We start from the raw sequence: 16325 nt of genomic DNA on the forward strand, positions 1-16325 counted from the left end.
CGGTCACGTGGCGCTGGTGTTGCTGTACCTGGTTGTGTTGGTGCTGGTCGCGATCGTGCTGTTCGGTGCGGCCAGCCTGCTGTTCGGGCGTGGTGAGCAGCTGCCGCCCCTGCCGCGGGGCACGACGGCGACGGTGTTGCCCGCCTACGGCGTGACCGGCTCCGACGTCGACGCAGTCAAGTTCACCCAGGTGTTGCGCGGATACAAGACCAGCGAGGTGGACTGGGTGCTGGACCGGCTCGCCCGCGAGCTCGAGGCCCTGCGCGGCCAGCTGGCGGCGGTCGATGCCTCGGCCGCCGAGCGCGCCGCCCAGCCCGATCCGGTGGAACCCGAGGACGGCCAGGGTCGTCAGGACTCACATGAACGATGATGAGCTGGTTCGCTGCGACTGGGCGTCGGCGCGGCCCGGCCGCGATTTCGACCTGTACCGCGACTACCACGACCGGGAATGGGGCCGCCCGGTGCGCGGCGGGGTCGCGTTGTTCGAACGGGTGAGCCTGGAGGCCTTCCAGAGCGGGCTGTCCTGGCTGGTGATCCTGCGCAAGCGGGAGAACTTCCGGCGCGCCTTCTCCGGGTTCGACATCGAGAAGGTCGCCGGCTACACCGATGCCGACGTGCAACGGCTGATGGCCGACGAGGGAATCGTCCGCAACAGGTCCAAGATCGAGGCGACGATCGCCAACGCGCGCGCGGCTGCCGAGCTGGGATCTCCCGACGACATGTCCCGGCTGCTGTGGTCGTTTGCGCCGCCGCCGCGGCCCCGGCCGGCCGACGGCAGCCAAATCCCCTCGGCCAGCGCCGAATCGAAGGCGATGGCCCGCGAGCTGAAACGCCGTGGATTCCGCTTCGTGGGGCCGACCACCGCCTATGCGCTGATGCAGGCGACCGGGATGGTCGACGACCATATTCGTGCTTGCTGGGTGCCCGCGACAGGCGGATGAGGCGCGACAGCCGGGTCTTGGTGCAACCCGTGATCTCCATAGGGAACAATGGAGGGGTGATTTGGCAGTTCGATGTCGGGTGTGGCAGGAAGTTCGCTGGCGGGGCACGCTCGACGCCGACCAGGCCCGCTGAAGCGGGCCGGCCCGACTGTGGAGGGAGCACTCGATGGCGGCGATGAAGCCCCGGACCGGAGATGGTCCTTTGGAAGCGACCAAGGAGGGGCGCGGCATCGTGATGCGGGTACCACTCGAGGGAGGTGGTCGACTGGTCGTCGAGCTGACGCCCGACGAAGCCGCCGCCCTGGGTGACGAGCTCAAGGGTGTTACCAGCTCGACCTGAGGTTCGGCATGACCGAAGACCCGGGTGCTAAGCACACACCTTCCGGTAGACGTCCAGCGTCTGATCCGCGGCGTGCGCCCAGGAAAATTCTTCGATGCAGCGCTGCCGCCCCGCCCGGCCGTAGCGCTCGGCTTTTCCCGGGTCGGCGATCAGCTCGTTGACCGCTTCGGCCAATCCGGCCTGGTACCCGCAGGCGTCGTCGGGATCGTAATGTACCAATGACCCGGTGACACCATCGGCGACCACCTCGGGTATCCCGCCGACGTCGGAGGCCACCACCGCGGTCCCGCAGGCCATCGCCTCCAGATTGACGATGCCCAGCGGCTCATAGACCGAAGGGCATACGAAAACAGTTGCCGCCGAAAGTATTTCGCGTAGATCGCTCGTGGGCAGCATCTCCCGGACCCAGAACACGCCGGAGCGGGCGCGGGCCAGTTGCGCCACCGAGTTGCGCACCTCCTCGGCCAGCTCCGGGGTGTCGGGAGCGCCGGCGCACAAAACCAGCTGCACCCCGGGGCTGAAATGGTGCGCGGCGGCCACCAGGTGGGCGACGCCCTTCTGCCGGGTGATCCTGCCGACGAAGGCCACGATCGGCCTGTTCCGGTCCACCCCGAGTTCGGCCAGCAACGAGCCGCCGGGGTCCGCGGGTCCGGCGGGATACCAGACTTCGGCGTCGACGCCGTTGCGGATTACGTGCACCTTGGCAGGGTCCAGCGCGGGATACACCCGTAGGACGTCCTCGCGCATGCCGGAGCTGACCGCGATAACCGCGTCGGCCGCCAGCACCGCGGTGTGCTCGACCCACGTCGACACCCGATAGCCGCCGCCGAGCTGTTCGGCCTTCCACGGCCGCAGCGGCTCGAGGGAATGCGCGGTCAGCACATGGGGGATGCCGTAGAGCAAAGCGGTCAGGTGCCCGGCCAGGCCGGTGTACCAGGTATGCGAATGCACGACGGTGGCCGCCGACGCGGCGTTGACCATGACCAGGTCCGACGACAAGGTCGACAGTGCCGCGTTGGCGTCCTGCAGCCGCGGATCGGGCTGGTGGGCCTGCACCCCCGGGACTCCCGGGCGGGGCGCGCCCATGCAGTGCACGTCGACCTCGCAGAGCCGGCGCAGCTGGGCGACCAACTCGGTGACGTGCACCCCGGCCCCGCCGTAGACCTCCGGTGGGTACTCCCGCGTCATCATCGCCACCCGCATATCGGCACCGTAGTGCGGCGGCCGGGGGGTCCGCGAGTCGGGATGCGGTAGCACCGGGGCGGCAGCCGGTGGGTGGCGGCCGGTGGGCCGCGGCGCGGCCGGGCGAGCCAAATACCTTGACGGACAGAACGTCAGAACGGCAAAAGCGAGGACCCCCTGGCAGCGGTTCGCAACGGCCGATAGGTTTGTGCCATGAGGGAAGCGCCACACGTGCTGGGCATCGTCCTGGCCGGCGGTGAGGGCAAGCGCCTGTACCCGCTCACCGCGGACCGTGCTAAGCCCGCGGTTCCCTTCGGCGGCGCCTACCGGCTGATCGATTTCGTGCTGTCCAACCTGGTGAATGCCCGGTTTCTGCGGATCTGTGTTCTCACGCAATACAAGTCGCATTCACTCGATCGTCACATTTCGCAGAACTGGCGGTTGTCCGGCCTGGCCGGTGAGTACATCACCCCGGTGCCGGCGCAGCAGCGCCTCGGCCCGCGCTGGTACACCGGCTCGGCTGACGCGATCTACCAGTCGCTCAACCTGATCTACGACGAAGACCCCGACTACATCGTGGTTTTCGGTGCCGACCACGTGTACCGGATGGATCCCGAGCAGATGGTCCGGTTCCACATAGACAGCGGGGCCGGCGCGACGGTGGCCGGAATCCGCGTCCCGCGCAGCGAGGCCTCCGCGTTCGGGTGCATCGACGCCGACGACTCCGGTCGCATCCGCGATTTCGTGGAGAAGCCACTGGACCCGCCGGGAACCCCGGACGACCCGGAGTCGACGTTCGTGTCGATGGGCAACTACATCTTCACCACCAAGGTGCTCATCGACGCGATCCGCGCTGACGCCGACGACGACCACTCCGACCACGACATGGGCGGCGACATCATCCCGCGGTTGGTCAACGACGGGATGGCCGCGGTCTACGACTTCAACAACAACGAGGTCCCCGGCGCCACCGATCGCGACCGGGCCTACTGGCGCGACGTCGGGACGCTGGACGCGTTCTACGACGCGCACATGGACCTGGTGTCGGTTCATCCGGTGTTCAACCTCTACAACAAGCGCTGGCCGATCCGCGGCGAGTCGGAGAACCTGGCGCCGGCCAAGTTCGTCAACGGCGGCTCGGCGCAGGAGTCGGTGGTGGGGGCGGGCAGCATCATCTCGGCGTCCTCGGTGCGCAACTCGGTGCTGTCGTCCAACGTCGTGGTCGATGACGGCGCGATCGTGGAGGGCAGCGTGATCATGCCGGGCGCCCGGGTGGGCCGCGGCGCGGTGGTGCGGCACGCAATCCTGGACAAGAACGTCGTGGTAGGGCCCGGCGAGATGGTCGGGGTGGACCTGGAGCGGGACCGGGAGCGTTTCGCGATCAGCGCCGGTGGCGTCGTCGCGGTGGGCAAGGGCGTCTGGATTTAGCTCCGAGCAGACACAACCTCCCGCTTGCGGGGGACTGGTCACGGGGCTTAGGGGAGCTCCGGGACGAGCAGATGGGCGTCGTAACCGGCCCCCAGTGCAAGGTGACCGACCCGGCCGCGCGGCGAGCCGGCGTAGGCCGCCGGGAACTGGCCGGTGAGCGGGTTGCGCGGACACAGCCGGCGCCCGGCGACCACCAGCCGCAGCTGCTTGCCGGCGCGGAACAGCGTCGCCAAGGGGCCCAGCGCGACGTCGACCGCCACGACCTCGCCGGCGGACACCGGGCCGATGCATGCCGGCGCGGGCTCCCACGGCCGCGAGAGCTCGGGGTCCGGCGCGCGCAGTGCCACCCGCTGCCACCCGGTCCCGGCCATAGCCGTAGGACCCCTCGAATCCCACATACCGCCCGCCGCGCCACTTCTCCACGCCGACTAACAGGTTCGCGCCGTCGCAGCCGTCCAGTGAGATCCACAACCGTGCGGCCATGGGACCGGTTAGCTCGACATCCTCGGATGCTGTCCAATTGAAAGATGCTGTGCGAGAACGGCTTCGGAACGCAAAGCGACTGGACTCCGGTGGCGGGTCCGGGGAGAGCATTCCCGGGCCGCTCAGATACAGCGGCCGCCAACGGGTTCCGGCTAGCGGCCATTCCGCCTCTTCGCGCACCGCGGCGACGGTGTCGCGATCCTCGCGCACCTCGAGGCGCACGCTGCGCGACCCCGCCGCGCCGTCCAGCACGCCGCGGAAGAACTGCAGCTGTTCGTCGCGCGCGGCCGAGGCGTAGAAGGTCGCCCACTTGCCGCCGCGGTGGGTGTAGAGGCGGGCGGGGGCGGAGCCGCACTGCGTGAAGGCCCGGATGGAACCGCGGCTGTGCAGGTTGTCGTCGGAGAAGCTGCCGCACACCAGCATGGGCACCTCGATCGCCGACAGGTCGGGCACCAACGAGCGCCAGAAGTCGTCGCGCAGCGGGTGCTCGTCCTGCATCTGCGCGAGGTCGTAGGCCTGCCGCGTCGTCCAGGCGACGATGCGCCCCCACAGACGGGCGAACCCGCGTTCGCAGACGCCGCCCGGAAAGGTCAGATCGCGGTACGCGTCGGTCAGGCCCTCCCACGGGCAGATCGTCCGCAGCGCCGGCGGCCGCACGGGCGCGACGGCGTACTGGCTCATGGCCAGGTAGGAGACCCCGAGCATGACCACCCGGCCGTCGCACCAGGGCTGGCCGGCGATCCACTGCACGAGGTCGTTACTGTCCTCGGATTACTGGTGCGACAACAGCTTTCCGGCTCCGCCGGAATGGTCGCACCCGCGTGAGTCGGCGTTCACGACCGTGAACCCGCGCGCGGTCCACCACGCCGGGTCGGGCGCCTCCCAGCCGGTGAGCGCCGAGAACCTCACCGGCCGCGGCTGACGCAGCATGCGGTATTGCGCCGAGAACGTCCACCTCTTGCCCCGCCGCGCCGGCAGGGTGTCCTTGCCGTAGGGGTGGATGCTGAGCACCACTGGCCGAGGCGGACCGTCGGACTTACGAATTACATTGACAAGCAACGTGTTTCCATCGCGGGTCGGCGCCCCCACGTCGTGGTCGACGACGACGCCGGCCGGGGGTCGGTGACGGTGACGGGCGGTTTGACGATGCCGCGGATCCGGCTCAGGGCGTACCGCAGGGCGCCGGGCCGTCGCCACGGCCGGTCCAGGGCAGGCGCCGCGTTTCGGGTCACGCCGCTACCTTAAGGCGTGCGGCCAGGTGTCACCACAGGTGCGGCAGCAACCGGTAGCGCACGTCCCGGGTGTATTCGCGGTAGCCCGGCAACTCCGCGATGAGCACCTTCTCCTCGTCGAGGATGCGAAAGACGAGCATGACGACGCCGGGGATGACGAAGACAAGACCCCAGTAGGAACCGAGGGCCAGCGGCACGCCGACCATCATCACCACGTCTCCGGCATACATCGGATGCCGCACCAACCCATAGAGACCGCCGGTGACCAGTGTCTGACGCGCCTCCACCGTGACCGTGGCGGCGGCATAGCCGTTCTGGACGACCACCAGCATGGCGATACTCAGCCCGGCAGCTACCAGGAGATCACCGAGCAGGCAGAGCCACACGGGCACCGTCGACCAGCCCATCCGATGATCGAATGCGCTGAGCGCCATCATCGCGAAGAGATCGACGGAGAAGCCGGTCATGATGATCTTTTGGATCGTCCGGGTCTCCGCCCTTGGCCCGGCATGCATGCGTCGCCGCAGAGCCGCGAGGTTCGTCCGCGCCAGATAGATCGTGGGGACGATCGATGTCGTCGTGAACGTGGCGATGAAAACCCAGGCCTGCCAATAGTGCAGCGTGCCGGCAGGTACGAAGAGGGCCAGACCGAATGTGGCGAGTCCGAAGACCGAGGACACGGCCAGCCGAACGGCGGTCTTCACCAGGCCCCTAGCAACGCAGATCGCGGCGTCGAAAAGCCATGACACCAAACATGATCAGGGCACCATCGATGGCCAGCAACCACAGCAGCGGCACGGCGGTGAAGTCGCCGCCGACGCGCGGGATGTGGGCGAAAGGCTCCAGATCGAGCAACCACTGCGGGAACCCGGCCAGTGAACCCATCAGGTAGACGGCGACGAAGGCGACCAGCACGCCCCACGCCGCTGGTGCGAAACGGGGCGTGAGACCGAACAATCCGACCGTCACGGCGGCGAGCAACCACACCGCCGGCAACTGCGCGAGGGCGGTTCCACTCACCACCGCCAGCTTGCCGCCGACGTCGCCGGCGGCGACGCCGTAGACGAATCCGCCCACCGCACCGCTGGTCAGCATCGCCGCCGCGGATCCGGCCAATGCGGCCACCAGATGGCTTGTCAGCCAGCCGGTTCGCGATACCGCACCCGCCAGCGTCGTTTCCGCTCGTTGGCAGGATTCCTCCTGGTGCAAACGCAAGGTCAGCGAGATGGCGAAAGCGGCGGCCACCATCCCCATCATGGTGAACGCCACCGCGATGAACGCCTCCTCGAGCGCGGCGGTGCCGCCCATGCGCACCACCATGTCGTGCGCCAGCTGGCTGCCGCCCAGTTCGTCGCCGACGCCGTGCACCACGCTGCCCATCACCAGGCCGTAGAGGCACAGCCCGGCCGTCCACAACAACAGCGAGCCGCGGTCCAGCCGCCATGCCAGCCCGAAGGCGTTGCCCAACCCCGGTGCCGCGGCCCCGGGACCGGCGCGTTCATCCAGCAGTCCGGCGCCGACGTCGCGCGCGGCGAGCAGCCGATACGCCACCGCGGTGAGCACCGTCGCCGCCGTCAGGTCCACCGCCAACACCCACCAGTGATCGCCCGCATACGGCCTGACCTTTAGCGACCAGCCCAGCGGCGACAGCCACGACAGTGCGCCGTCACCGGCATCGCCGATGGCGCGCAACGTGAACGCGCCCGCCAGCACGGCGAACGCGGCCCCGCGCGCGAACCGCGCGCTCGACGACAGCTGCGCGGCCACCGCGGCCACAGCGGTGAACACCACGCCGGAGCCGGCCAGCGCCGCCCCGAAGGCGAGCGACCCGCCGGACGGCACGGCGGTGGTGAGCAGTCCGGCCGCACCGATCGCGCCGGTGGCCACGGATGCCCCGAACGACAGCAGCAGCGCCGCGCTCAGGCTGGCGTAGCGGCCCACCGCGGTCGAGTCGACCAACTCGGTGCGGCCCGTCTCCTCGTCGGCGCGGGTGTGCCGGATCACCGTGAGGATGACGGCCACCCCGATCAGCACGTGGAACATCCCCGCCTTCCAGATGCCGACCGCGCCGAGGCTGTCGTTGTAGACCTGCCCGTAGAGCCCCCGCTGGGCCGGGCTGGCCATGATGGAGGCCGCGAGTGCGGCGCGGGCGGCCTGGGTGGGGTAGACCTTCTCGATGCTGCCGATGTAGACCGTGGCCAACGGCACGGACAACAGCAGCACCCACAGGGGCAGGGAGACCCGGTCGCGGCGCACATAGAGCCGCAGCATCCCCAGCGTGCCGGCGAATTTCGAAAAGTGTTGCGGTGCCCGGTGCGTTGCGGGGTGCGGCCGGTCCACGGTGGCGGTGCCCATCACGCCGAAACCTCCGCGGTGTTGTAGTGGCGCAGGAAGAGTTCCTCGAGCGTCGGCGGCTGGCTGACCAGGCTGCGCACGCCGGCGTGGCCGAGCGCCCGGATGAGTTCGCCGAGGCTTTCGCTGTCGACCTGGGCGCGCACCGTGTTGCCCTCGACGATGACGTCCTCGACTCCCCGGATTCGGGTCAGGTCGCCGGGATCGCCCGTCATTTCAGCCCTGATCGAGGTGCGGCTGAGATGCCGCAGGGCGGCCAGGGACCCGCTCTCGACGGTTCTGCCGGCCCGGATGATCGTGACGCGTTCGCACAGTGCTTCCGTTTCGGCCAGGATGTGGCTGGACAGTAGGACCGTCACCCCACGGTCGCGGGCTTCGCCGACGCACTGCTGAAACACGTTCTCCATCAACGGGTCCAGGCCGCTACTGGGCTCGTCCAGCAGCAACAGCTCGGCGTGCGAGGAGAAGGCCGAGATCAGGGACACCTTCTGGCGGTTGCCCTTGGAGTAGGTGCGGGCCTTCTTGTGGGGGTCGAGGTCGAACCGCTCGATCAGCTCCGCGCGGCGCTTCCCGTCGATGCCACCGCGCATCCGGGCCAGCAGGTCGATGGTCTCGCCGCCCGTCAGCGAGGGCCACAACGTGACATCGCCGGGCACATAGGCGATCCGGCGGTGCAAGGCGACGGCTTCGGTCCACGGGTCACCGCCCAGCAACCGCACGCTGCCGCCGTCGGACTTCACCAGGCCCAGCAGGATGCGGATGGTGGTGGACTTGCCGGCGCCGTTGGGTCCGAGAAAGCCGTGCACCTCGCCGGCCCGCACCGTGAGATCCAGGCCGTCCAGCGCCCGCACCGCGCCGAAGTGTTTTGTCAGCCCACGGATTTCGATGGGCGCAGCCTGCTCAACCGGCATGGGATTCTCCTTCTTCAGCTGCGGACAGGAATGCGTCGTACATGGTGCGATCGGCCATCAGTCCCTCGGTGTAGATCTCCAGCGCGGGCAGCATCATGTCGTGGGCGTAGTCGCGTAGCACGGCACGCAGATCCGTTGGGGTGTCGTGCATGTGCAGATACAACATGAATCCGCCGCCCCCGGTGATCGACAGGTATTTCGCCCTGGCCCGGGGATCGCGGCTCGGTTTGAGCGCTCCCGACCGCACGCCCTCGTCCAGGTAGGTCTCGGCGTTGTCGATCATCTTGCGCCACAGTGTCTTTGCCAGTTCTCCGCCGTCCTGCATGCTGCGGACCAGGTAGGCCATCAACGGCGCGTAGGACTCGATCTCGGCCATCTGCGCGAACCACGAGGCCGGATCGGGGGACCGCATCGCCTCCAGCTTGCCGCTGCGGATCTCTTCGGCGAGGTAGTCGTCGCACGCTTTGCGCAGTCCGTCCTTGGAGCCGAAGTGGTGGATGACCAACGCGGCGCTCACGCCGGCCGTCTCGGCGATCGCCCGGACCCCGACGCCGAAGCCGTGCTCGCCGAACTGCGCTATGGCCGCGTCGCGAATCCGGGCGGCGGCGGTCAGGTCAGCTGAACGCATGTTCAGGAGACTAAACGAGCGTTCAGCCCGGCGTCAAGCAAACATGCAGAGCGGATGCGAAAGCCCCCGCACGCTCGGCGTGTCGGAGGCTTTCGCGTCTGCTCGCGAGGAGTTCAGTCGCGGACGGCGGCAAGCAGGCCGTCGCCCAGCGGGACCAGCGCCGGGGTGAGCCGCTCGTCCTCGGCGATGAGCCGCGCCGCCTCGCGGACCGCCATCACCTCGGGGTCGCGCGCGGAGGGATCGCCGGCCCGCCCGCCCAGGGCCGCCCGGTGCACGACGATGACGCCGCCGGAGCGCAGCAGTCGTACCCCCTCGACCACGTAGTCGGGCTGGTCGAGCGGATCGGCGTCGATGAACACCAGGTCATAGGACTCGTCGGCGAGCCGGGTGAGGACTTCCTGGGCTCGGCCACTGATCAGGCGGGTGCGCGACGGCCCCACCCCGGCCTCGGAAAACGCCTGCTTGGCCAGTCGCAGATGCTCGGGCTCGATGTCGATGGTGGTCAGCACGCCGTCCTCGCCCATCCCCGAGAGCAGCCAGAGTCCGCTCACGCCCGCGCCGGTGCCGACCTCGGCGACGGCCTTGCCGCCGCTGAGCTTTGCCAGCAGGCTCAACACCGCGCCGACCGCGGGGGTGACCGCCCCCGCGCCGATGTCGACGGCGCGCTCGCGGGCCGCGGCCAGGATCGCGTCCTCCGAGATCGAACCCTCGGCGTGCGCGAACAGCGATTCGGCCCGGCCGGGGGCCGGCTGGTCGGGGGTGACGGAGCTGCTACCGGTGCCGTCCATGCCCGCAGCGTATGTCGAATCCGCGGCGCCGTCGCTCAGGCGCGCCTGAACCGGACCGCGGCGACACGCCCGCCGGGACGGGGAGGTTTAAGGTTGCCGCGCGGCGGATATCTCCTGCGCAGCGCAGGTAACGATATGGTTTCTCAGCTTCAGCTCAGATTGCTCATATATCGCACACACCCCGGTACGCGACGGTATCCGTATGGAACGCGGAGGGCGATGGACCGGGAATACAGAATGGCAGCTTCCTGTTGCCGCCAGTGACGAAATGCCAATCACTGGCAGACCGAACTCGGAGGATTCGATCATCACCACGCTTTTGAGCCCGGCCAGCATGTCGCACCCCCAGGAGCTTCCCGACGACAAATGGGTGGAGACGTCCGAGGAGTTGCAAGGCACCGCGGTATTCGACGCGACCGGTGACAAGTCGACGATGCCGTCCTGGGACGAGCTGGTCCGCCAGCACGCCGACCGGGTCTACCGCCTGGCTTACCGACTTTCCGGAAATCAGCAGGATGCCGAGGACCTGACCCAGGAGACGTTCATCCGGGTCTTTCGCTCGGTGCAGAATTACCAGCCCGGCACGTTCGAGGGCTGGCTGCACCGCATCACCACGAACCTGTTCCTCGACATGGTGCGGCGCCGTGCCCGCATCCGGATGGAGGCGCTGCCCGAGGACTACGACCGGGTACCCGCCGACGATCCCAGCCCCGAGCAGATCTACCACGACGCGCGGCTGGGCCCGGACCTGCAGGCGGCCCTGGATTCGTTGCCGCCGGAGTTTCGTGCCGCCGTGGTGCTGTGTGACATCGAAGGTCTGTCCTACGAGGAAATCGGCGCCACCCTGGGCGTCAAACTGGGCACCGTACGCAGTCGCATCCACCGCGGACGTCAGGCGTTGCGCGACTACCTGGCCGCGCACCCGGACCAGGGCAGTCGCGCCGGCGCCGTCACGTCGGCGTAGGCCGGCGGGGTTCGCCCGGCGGCCGATCCCGAGTCGATGCACCGGCTCGTCCCAGCCGGATCGCGGCCCGATCGCGAAACCGGGCCGACAAACCAGCGGTTTTGGGGTCCTCGGGCGGGCTCACGGGCGCTACGTCGCGCTACATTCGAGGTGTTGGATTCGAGGCGTCGCGCGACGAAGGGAGCTGGCATGGCCGACCGGGGACATGTGTTCCGCCGCGCGTTCTCCTGGTTACCCGCCCAGTTCGCCTCCCAGAGCGACGCACCAGTCGGTGCGCCCCGCCAGTTCGGTTCCACCGAGCACCTGTCCGCCGAGGCGATCGTGGCCTTCGTCGACGGCGAGTTGCGGATGAACGCGCACCTGCGCGCGGCGCACCACCTGTCGTTGTGCGCGCAGTGCGCGGCCGAAGTCGACGATCAGAGCCGGGCGCGTGCGGCGCTGCGCGAATCCCACCCGATCCGGATCCCCAGCACCTTGCTGGGCATGCTGTCCGACATCGCGCGTTGTTCGCCCGACGAGGCATCGCCGCCATCGGAGCCTTTCGCCGACCGCGATGCGCGCGACGAGCGCAAGCGCCGGTGACTTGCCCCTGCCGACCGGTGGCCCGCCGTGGGCGCTCACCCCGAACGCCCGGGGAGCATGGATACTAGGGATTGACACGGACCACGCCGGTCCCGCTATCGCCCCTAAATGGGCTGTCTCCAGTGCTCAGAAGAGGATTCAAAGAGGATAATGTGACCTCCGACCAAGACAGCGGCAAGGACAGCGCCCCGCGTCTGGCGCCGCGCCCCATCTCCCGGCCACCGGTCGATCCCGCTTCGCGGCAGGCGTTCAGTCGTCCCGCCGGGCTGCAGGGGTCATTCGTGGCTGAGCGCGTGCGACCGGCGAAGTACCGCGAACAAGGCGAATTCAGGCCTGACGACCAACCGGCCGACCCCGTGCTGCAGGAGGCGTTCAGCCGCCCGGTGGGGATTACCGAATCGCTGCAACGGCACCCGATCGATGCCGGCGCGCTGGACGGCGAACGCAACGGCGCCGGGCCGGACGACCCCGACGACCCGTGGCGCGACCCCGGTGCCGGGGCCGCGCTGGGAACCCCGGCGGTGGCCCCGGCCCCCCCGCAGACCGTGCCGGGCTACCGCGGCAAGTTGGGCGTGCGCGACGTCCTGTTCGGCGGCCGGGTGTCCTACCGCGCGCTGGCCGTCCTGGCGATGATCGCGCTGCTGATCGGCGTGATCGGCGGGGTGATCGGTCGCAAGACGGCGGAGGTCGTCGAGGCGTTCACCACCTCGCGGGTCACTCTGGCCACCGACAACAACCCGCAGGGACCGGCCGGCCGGTTCGCCAAGGTGGCGGCTGCGACCGCCGACTCGGTGGTGACCATCGAGTCCAAGAGCGACCAGGAGGGGCTGCAGGGCTCCGGAGTCATCATCGACGGCCGCGGCTACATCCTGACCAACAACCACGTCATCTCCGAGGCGGCCAACAACCCCAGCCAGTTCAAGACCACCGTAGTGTTCAACGACGGCAAGGAAGTGCCCGCCAACCTCGTGGGGCGCGATCCCAAGACCGACCTGGCCGTCCTCAAGGTCGACAACGTCGACAACCTGACGGTGGCGCGCCTCGGCGACTCCGCCAAGGTGCGCGTCGGCGACGAGGTGCTCGCCGCCGGTGCCCCGCTGGGGCTGCGCAGCACCGTGACCCAAGGCATCGTCAGCGCGCTGCACCGCCCCGTCCCGCTGTCGGGGGAGGGCTCGGACACCGACACCGTCATCGACGCCATCCAGACGGACGCCTCGATCAACCACGGCAACTCCGGCGGCCCGCTGATCAACATGGATTCGCAGGTGATCGGCATCAACACCGCCGGGAAGTCGTTGTCGGACAGCGCCAGCGGGTTGGGCTTCGCCATCCCGATCAACGAGGCCAGGCAGGTCGCCGAAACCCTGATCAAAGACGGAAAGATCGTGCACCCGACGCTGGGTATCAGCACCCGGTCGGTGAGCAACGCGATCGCGTCCGGCGCCCAGGTCGCCAACGTGAAGGCGGGCAGCCCGGCGCAGAAGGCGGGGATCCTGGAAAACGACGTCATCGTCAAGATCGGCAACCGCACCGTGGCCGACTCCGACGAGTTCGTGGTCGCCGTGCGGCAGCTGACCATCGGCCAGGACGCGCCGGTGGAGGTGGTGCGCGACGGCCGGCACGTCACGCTGACGGTCAAGCCCGAACCCGATACCAGCTAGATGTTCGCCAACGTCGGCTGGGGGGAGATGCTCGTCCTCGTGGTGGTCGGGCTGGTGGTCCTCGGCCCGGAGCGGCTTCCGGGAGCCATCCGCTGGAGCGCGACCGCGCTGCGGCAGGCACGTGACTACCTTTCCGGTGTGACCAGCCAGCTGCGCGAGGATATCGGTCCCGAGTTCGACGACCTGCGCGGCCCGATCAGCGAGCTGCAGAAGCTGCGGGGCATGTCACCGCGCGCGGCGTTGACCAAGCACCTCTTCGACGGCGACGACTCCCTCTTCACCGGCAACTTCGACGGGCCGGTCAGGCCGATCAACGGGTCACCGCCGCCGGCGGCGGGCCGTGCGGCCGAGCAGCACGACGGCCCCGCGCCGTTCGACGCCGACGCCACCTGAGCCGTCTGGTCGCGCGAAGGGACTATCGCCGGGTCGGGTCCAGCCCCAGCGAAACACCCGCCAGGCCGCGCCGCCGCGAGGACAGGACGTCGGCGACGCCACGCAGTTGCGCGCTCACCGGCGAGTCGGGCGCGCTCAGCACGATCGGGGTGCCCGCGTCCCCGGCGGCCACCAGCGCGGGGTCCAGCGGGATCTTGCCCAGCAGCGGCACGTCGGCACCGACCGCGCGGGACAACCGCTCGGCGACCTGCTGGCCGCCGCCCTCGCCGAACACCTGCACCGTCGACCCGTCCGGCAGGATCAGCCCCGACATGTTCTCCACGACCCCCACGACGCGCTGGCGGGTCTGCAGGGCGATGCTGCCGGCTCGTTCGGCGACCTCGGCCGCGGCCAGCTGCGGGGTGGTCACCACCAGGATTTCTGCGTTGGGGATGAGCTGCGCCACCGAGATGGCGATGTCGCCGGTGCCGGGCGGCAGGTCGAGCAGCAGCACGTCCAGGTCGCCCCAGTACACGTCGGCCAGGAACTGCTGCAGCGCCCGGTGCAGCATCGGCCCGCGCCACACCACCGGCGTGTTTCCCTCGACGAACTGGGCGATCGAGATGACCTTCACGTCGTGCGCAATGGGCGGCAGGATCATCGACTCGACCTGGGTGGGCCGGTCGGTGGTGCCCATCATCCGCGGGATGGAATGGCCGTGGATGTCGGCGTCGAGCACGCCGACCGACAACCCGCGGGCGGCCATCGCCGCGGCCAGGTTGACCGTCACGGTGGACTTTCCCACCCCGCCCTTGCCGGACGCGACCGCGTAGACGCGGGTCAGGGAGCTCGGCTGGGCGAACGGGATGACGGGCTCGCGCGCATCGCCGCGCAGTTGCTTGCGCAGTTCGGTGCGCTGCTCGTCGTTCATGACGTCCAGGCTGACCCGCACCGCGCCGGTGCCGGGGACGTCGGCGACCGCGCTGGTGACGCGCTCGGTGATCTCGCTCTTCTTCGGGCAGCCGGCGATGGTCAGGTAGATCCCGACGTGCACATCCCCGTCGGGTTCGATGTCGATGCTCTTGACCATCCCCAGTTCGGTGATGGGACGCCGCAGTTCGGGGTCGATCACCTTGCCCAGCGCCGTGCGGATGGCTGCGGTGAGCTCGTCGGTGTTATGAGGTGACATCACCGCCGAGTGTATGCGGCGGGGCCGGGCGGCCGGGTGTCAGCCGCCGGGTGCGGGCGCCGGCGCCGGGTTGGGGGGCGGCGCCATCCACGGGGGCGGAGGCGGCGGGGGTGCCATCCACGGCGGCGGGGCCGGCCACGGGGGGGCCTGCGGGGTGACGCAGATTACCGTGCAGCCGGGCATCTGGGTCTGCAGTTGCGACGGCGTCGGCGCCATCCATGGGAACATCGGTTGCTGGCCGGCGGGCTGGGAACCGCTCAGGTCGATCAGCGGGGTGCGCGCCTGCGGGTGGTCCATCGGCAGGCCGTTGATGTTCATCGGCAGGCTGGGCCCGAGGCCTTCCGGGTGCTCGAGGAAGGCGTCGCCGAGCGGCGGCGGCGGCCCGGTCATCGGAGGCAGGTCGACCGGGACCACACCGGTCGCGTACGCCGACGCCCAGCCCAGCACGTTCTGGGCGTAGGCCGACGAGTTGTTGTAGCGCAGGATCGAGGCCATCACCTGCGACGGGTCGCGCAGGTTGAGGCCCCCGCTGCACAGGTACCGCGCCGCGGCCAGGGTCGAGTCGAACAGGTTCTGCGGGTCGGCCACGCCGTCGCCGTCCCCGTCGGCGGCGTAGCGTGCCCACGTGCCGGGCAGGAACTGCATCGGGCCCATCGCGCGGGCGTACGTCACCCGGTTGCCGACGTTGCTCTCGATGATGACCTCGTTGCCGGGCAGGGTGCCGTCCAGCGCGGGGCCGTAGATCGGGGTGACTGCGGTGCCGCGCGCATCGACGGCGCCGCCGCCGGCGTGCCCGGACTCGATGCGCCCGATCCCGGCCAGCAGGTTCCAGCTGATGCCGCAATTCGGGTCGGAGACCGCCATCTTCTGTTCGGCGTTGCGGTAGGCCGACAGCGCCATCGTCGGGATGCCCAGCGCGCCCGGGGCGTTCACGGCCTTCGGGGGTGGCGCCGCCAGCGCGCCCTGGGCGATGTGGAAGGCGGTCGGCTCACGGTCGGCGGCGACGACGGCCGGCCCGGAATTCCCGGGGACGGAGGGTGAGACCGCGGCCACCGGGGTGATGGCGGTGCCTTTCGGCGGGGGCGGGGCCTGCAGCGGCGGAGCCTCGCCGCCGACCGCCCCCGCGAGTATCAACGGGGCGATGACGGCGACACCGAAGGCCGGGGTCCGTGTCAACCGGCGCGTACGCTGACCGACCGCAGCCGCGGCCGGGCTTCGACTCTGGCGACCCCAGCGTCCCCCAATGCGCACTCGACCGTCCTAAGCAATGTG

The 16325-nt window shown here is 69.6% G+C and carries 16 protein-coding genes and 1 pseudogene; 8 read left to right on the forward strand and 9 right to left on the reverse strand.

Translation table 11 applies throughout. From position 1 onward, the window contains the following. Positions 1 to 7: 7 nt before the first annotated feature. From AB8998_RS08850 to AB8998_RS08860, 3 genes are all read left to right on the forward strand, one after another. The gene (locus AB8998_RS08850; protein ID WP_369737539.1) at positions 8 to 370 is read left to right on the forward strand and encodes a DivIVA domain-containing protein; all 363 of its coding nucleotides are present in this window, start codon (positions 8 to 10) and stop codon (positions 368 to 370) included. Continuing rightward, entirely contained in the window at positions 360 to 941 is a 582-nt protein-coding gene (locus tag AB8998_RS08855) for a DNA-3-methyladenine glycosylase I (protein ID WP_369737540.1), read from the forward strand. The genes AB8998_RS08850 and AB8998_RS08855 overlap by 11 nt, the downstream gene beginning before the upstream one ends. A 166-nt stretch (positions 942 to 1107) precedes the next feature. After that, entirely contained in the window at positions 1108 to 1281 is a 174-nt protein-coding gene (locus tag AB8998_RS08860) for a DUF3117 domain-containing protein (RefSeq protein WP_066995255.1), read from the forward strand. A gap of 27 nt (positions 1282 to 1308) precedes the next feature. On the opposite strand, the gene glgA is transcribed toward AB8998_RS08860, so the two are convergent. Beyond that, positions 1309 to 2484, reverse strand: coding sequence for a glycogen synthase (glgA, locus tag AB8998_RS08865; protein WP_369737541.1), 1176 nt, complete (start codon positions 2482 to 2484; stop codon positions 1309 to 1311). 192 nt (positions 2485 to 2676) lie between these two features. Here glgA and glgC point away from each other — a divergent pair, with 192 nt between their 5' ends. After that, positions 2677 to 3891 carry a glucose-1-phosphate adenylyltransferase gene (glgC, locus tag AB8998_RS08870; protein WP_369737542.1) on the forward strand — a complete coding sequence of 405 codons (1215 nt, stop codon included), beginning with the start codon at positions 2677 to 2679 and terminating at the stop codon, positions 3889 to 3891. A 47-nt stretch (positions 3892 to 3938) separates the two neighbouring features. Here glgC and AB8998_RS08875 read toward each other — a convergent pair. From AB8998_RS08875 to AB8998_RS08900, 6 genes and pseudogenes are all read right to left on the reverse strand, one after another. Continuing rightward, positions 3939 to 5606 (reverse strand): annotated as a pseudogene (locus AB8998_RS08875) (CocE/NonD family hydrolase). A gap of 29 nt (positions 5607 to 5635) precedes the next feature. Then, positions 5636 to 6310, reverse strand: coding sequence for a methyltransferase family protein (locus AB8998_RS08880; RefSeq protein WP_369737543.1), 675 nt, complete (start codon positions 6308 to 6310; stop codon positions 5636 to 5638). A 7-nt stretch (positions 6311 to 6317) separates the two neighbouring features. Then, complete coding sequence (locus AB8998_RS08885) at positions 6318 to 7961, reverse strand: ABC transporter permease (RefSeq protein ID WP_369737545.1); 1644 nt, start codon at positions 7959 to 7961, stop codon at positions 6318 to 6320. Next, the gene (locus tag AB8998_RS08890; protein WP_369737546.1) at positions 7961 to 8869 is read right to left on the reverse strand and encodes an ABC transporter ATP-binding protein; all 909 of its coding nucleotides are present in this window, start codon (positions 8867 to 8869) and stop codon (positions 7961 to 7963) included. Before AB8998_RS08890 ends, AB8998_RS08885 begins: the two co-directional genes overlap by 1 nt. After that, positions 8859 to 9497, reverse strand: a complete 639-nt coding sequence (locus AB8998_RS08895) for a TetR/AcrR family transcriptional regulator (protein WP_369737547.1) — start codon at positions 9495 to 9497, stop codon at positions 8859 to 8861. The genes AB8998_RS08890 and AB8998_RS08895 overlap by 11 nt, the downstream gene beginning before the upstream one ends. Positions 9498 to 9610: 113 nt before the next feature. After that, positions 9611 to 10285, reverse strand: coding sequence for an O-methyltransferase (locus AB8998_RS08900; RefSeq protein ID WP_369737549.1), 675 nt, complete (start codon positions 10283 to 10285; stop codon positions 9611 to 9613). A 202-nt stretch (positions 10286 to 10487) separates the two neighbouring features. Here AB8998_RS08900 and sigE point away from each other — a divergent pair, with 202 nt between their 5' ends. From sigE to tatB, 4 genes are all read left to right on the forward strand, one after another. Then, the gene (sigE, locus tag AB8998_RS08905; RefSeq protein WP_369737550.1) at positions 10488 to 11249 is read left to right on the forward strand and encodes an RNA polymerase sigma factor SigE; all 762 of its coding nucleotides are present in this window, start codon (positions 10488 to 10490) and stop codon (positions 11247 to 11249) included. Between the two features lie 189 nt (positions 11250 to 11438). Then, the gene (rseA, locus tag AB8998_RS08910; RefSeq protein WP_369737551.1) at positions 11439 to 11831 is read left to right on the forward strand and encodes an anti-sigma E factor RseA; all 393 of its coding nucleotides are present in this window, start codon (positions 11439 to 11441) and stop codon (positions 11829 to 11831) included. 152 nt (positions 11832 to 11983) lie between these two features. Beyond that, positions 11984 to 13492 (forward strand): serine protease HtrA, encoded by a 1509-nt coding sequence (gene htrA / locus AB8998_RS08915; protein WP_369737552.1) that lies wholly within the window; start codon positions 11984 to 11986, stop codon positions 13490 to 13492. Continuing rightward, complete coding sequence (gene tatB, locus AB8998_RS08920) at positions 13493 to 13885, forward strand: Sec-independent protein translocase protein TatB (RefSeq protein WP_369737553.1); 393 nt, start codon at positions 13493 to 13495, stop codon at positions 13883 to 13885. A gap of 22 nt (positions 13886 to 13907) precedes the next feature. Here tatB and AB8998_RS08925 read toward each other — a convergent pair whose 3' ends face one another. Together AB8998_RS08925 and AB8998_RS08930 are read right to left on the reverse strand one after the other, a co-directional pair. Next, on the reverse strand, positions 13908 to 15053 hold the full coding sequence (locus tag AB8998_RS08925) for an Mrp/NBP35 family ATP-binding protein (protein ID WP_369737554.1): 1146 nt from the start codon (positions 15051 to 15053) through the stop codon (positions 13908 to 13910). 39 nt (positions 15054 to 15092) lie between these two features. After that, positions 15093 to 16304: a lytic transglycosylase domain-containing protein gene (locus AB8998_RS08930; protein WP_369737555.1), complete on the reverse strand. Its 1212-nt coding sequence runs from the start codon at positions 16302 to 16304 to the stop codon at positions 15093 to 15095. Positions 16305 to 16325 lie beyond the last annotated feature (21 nt).

The organism is Mycobacterium sp. HUMS_12744610 (assembly GCF_041206865.1).
GTDB lineage: Bacteria > Actinomycetota > Actinomycetes > Mycobacteriales > Mycobacteriaceae > Mycobacterium > Mycobacterium servetii.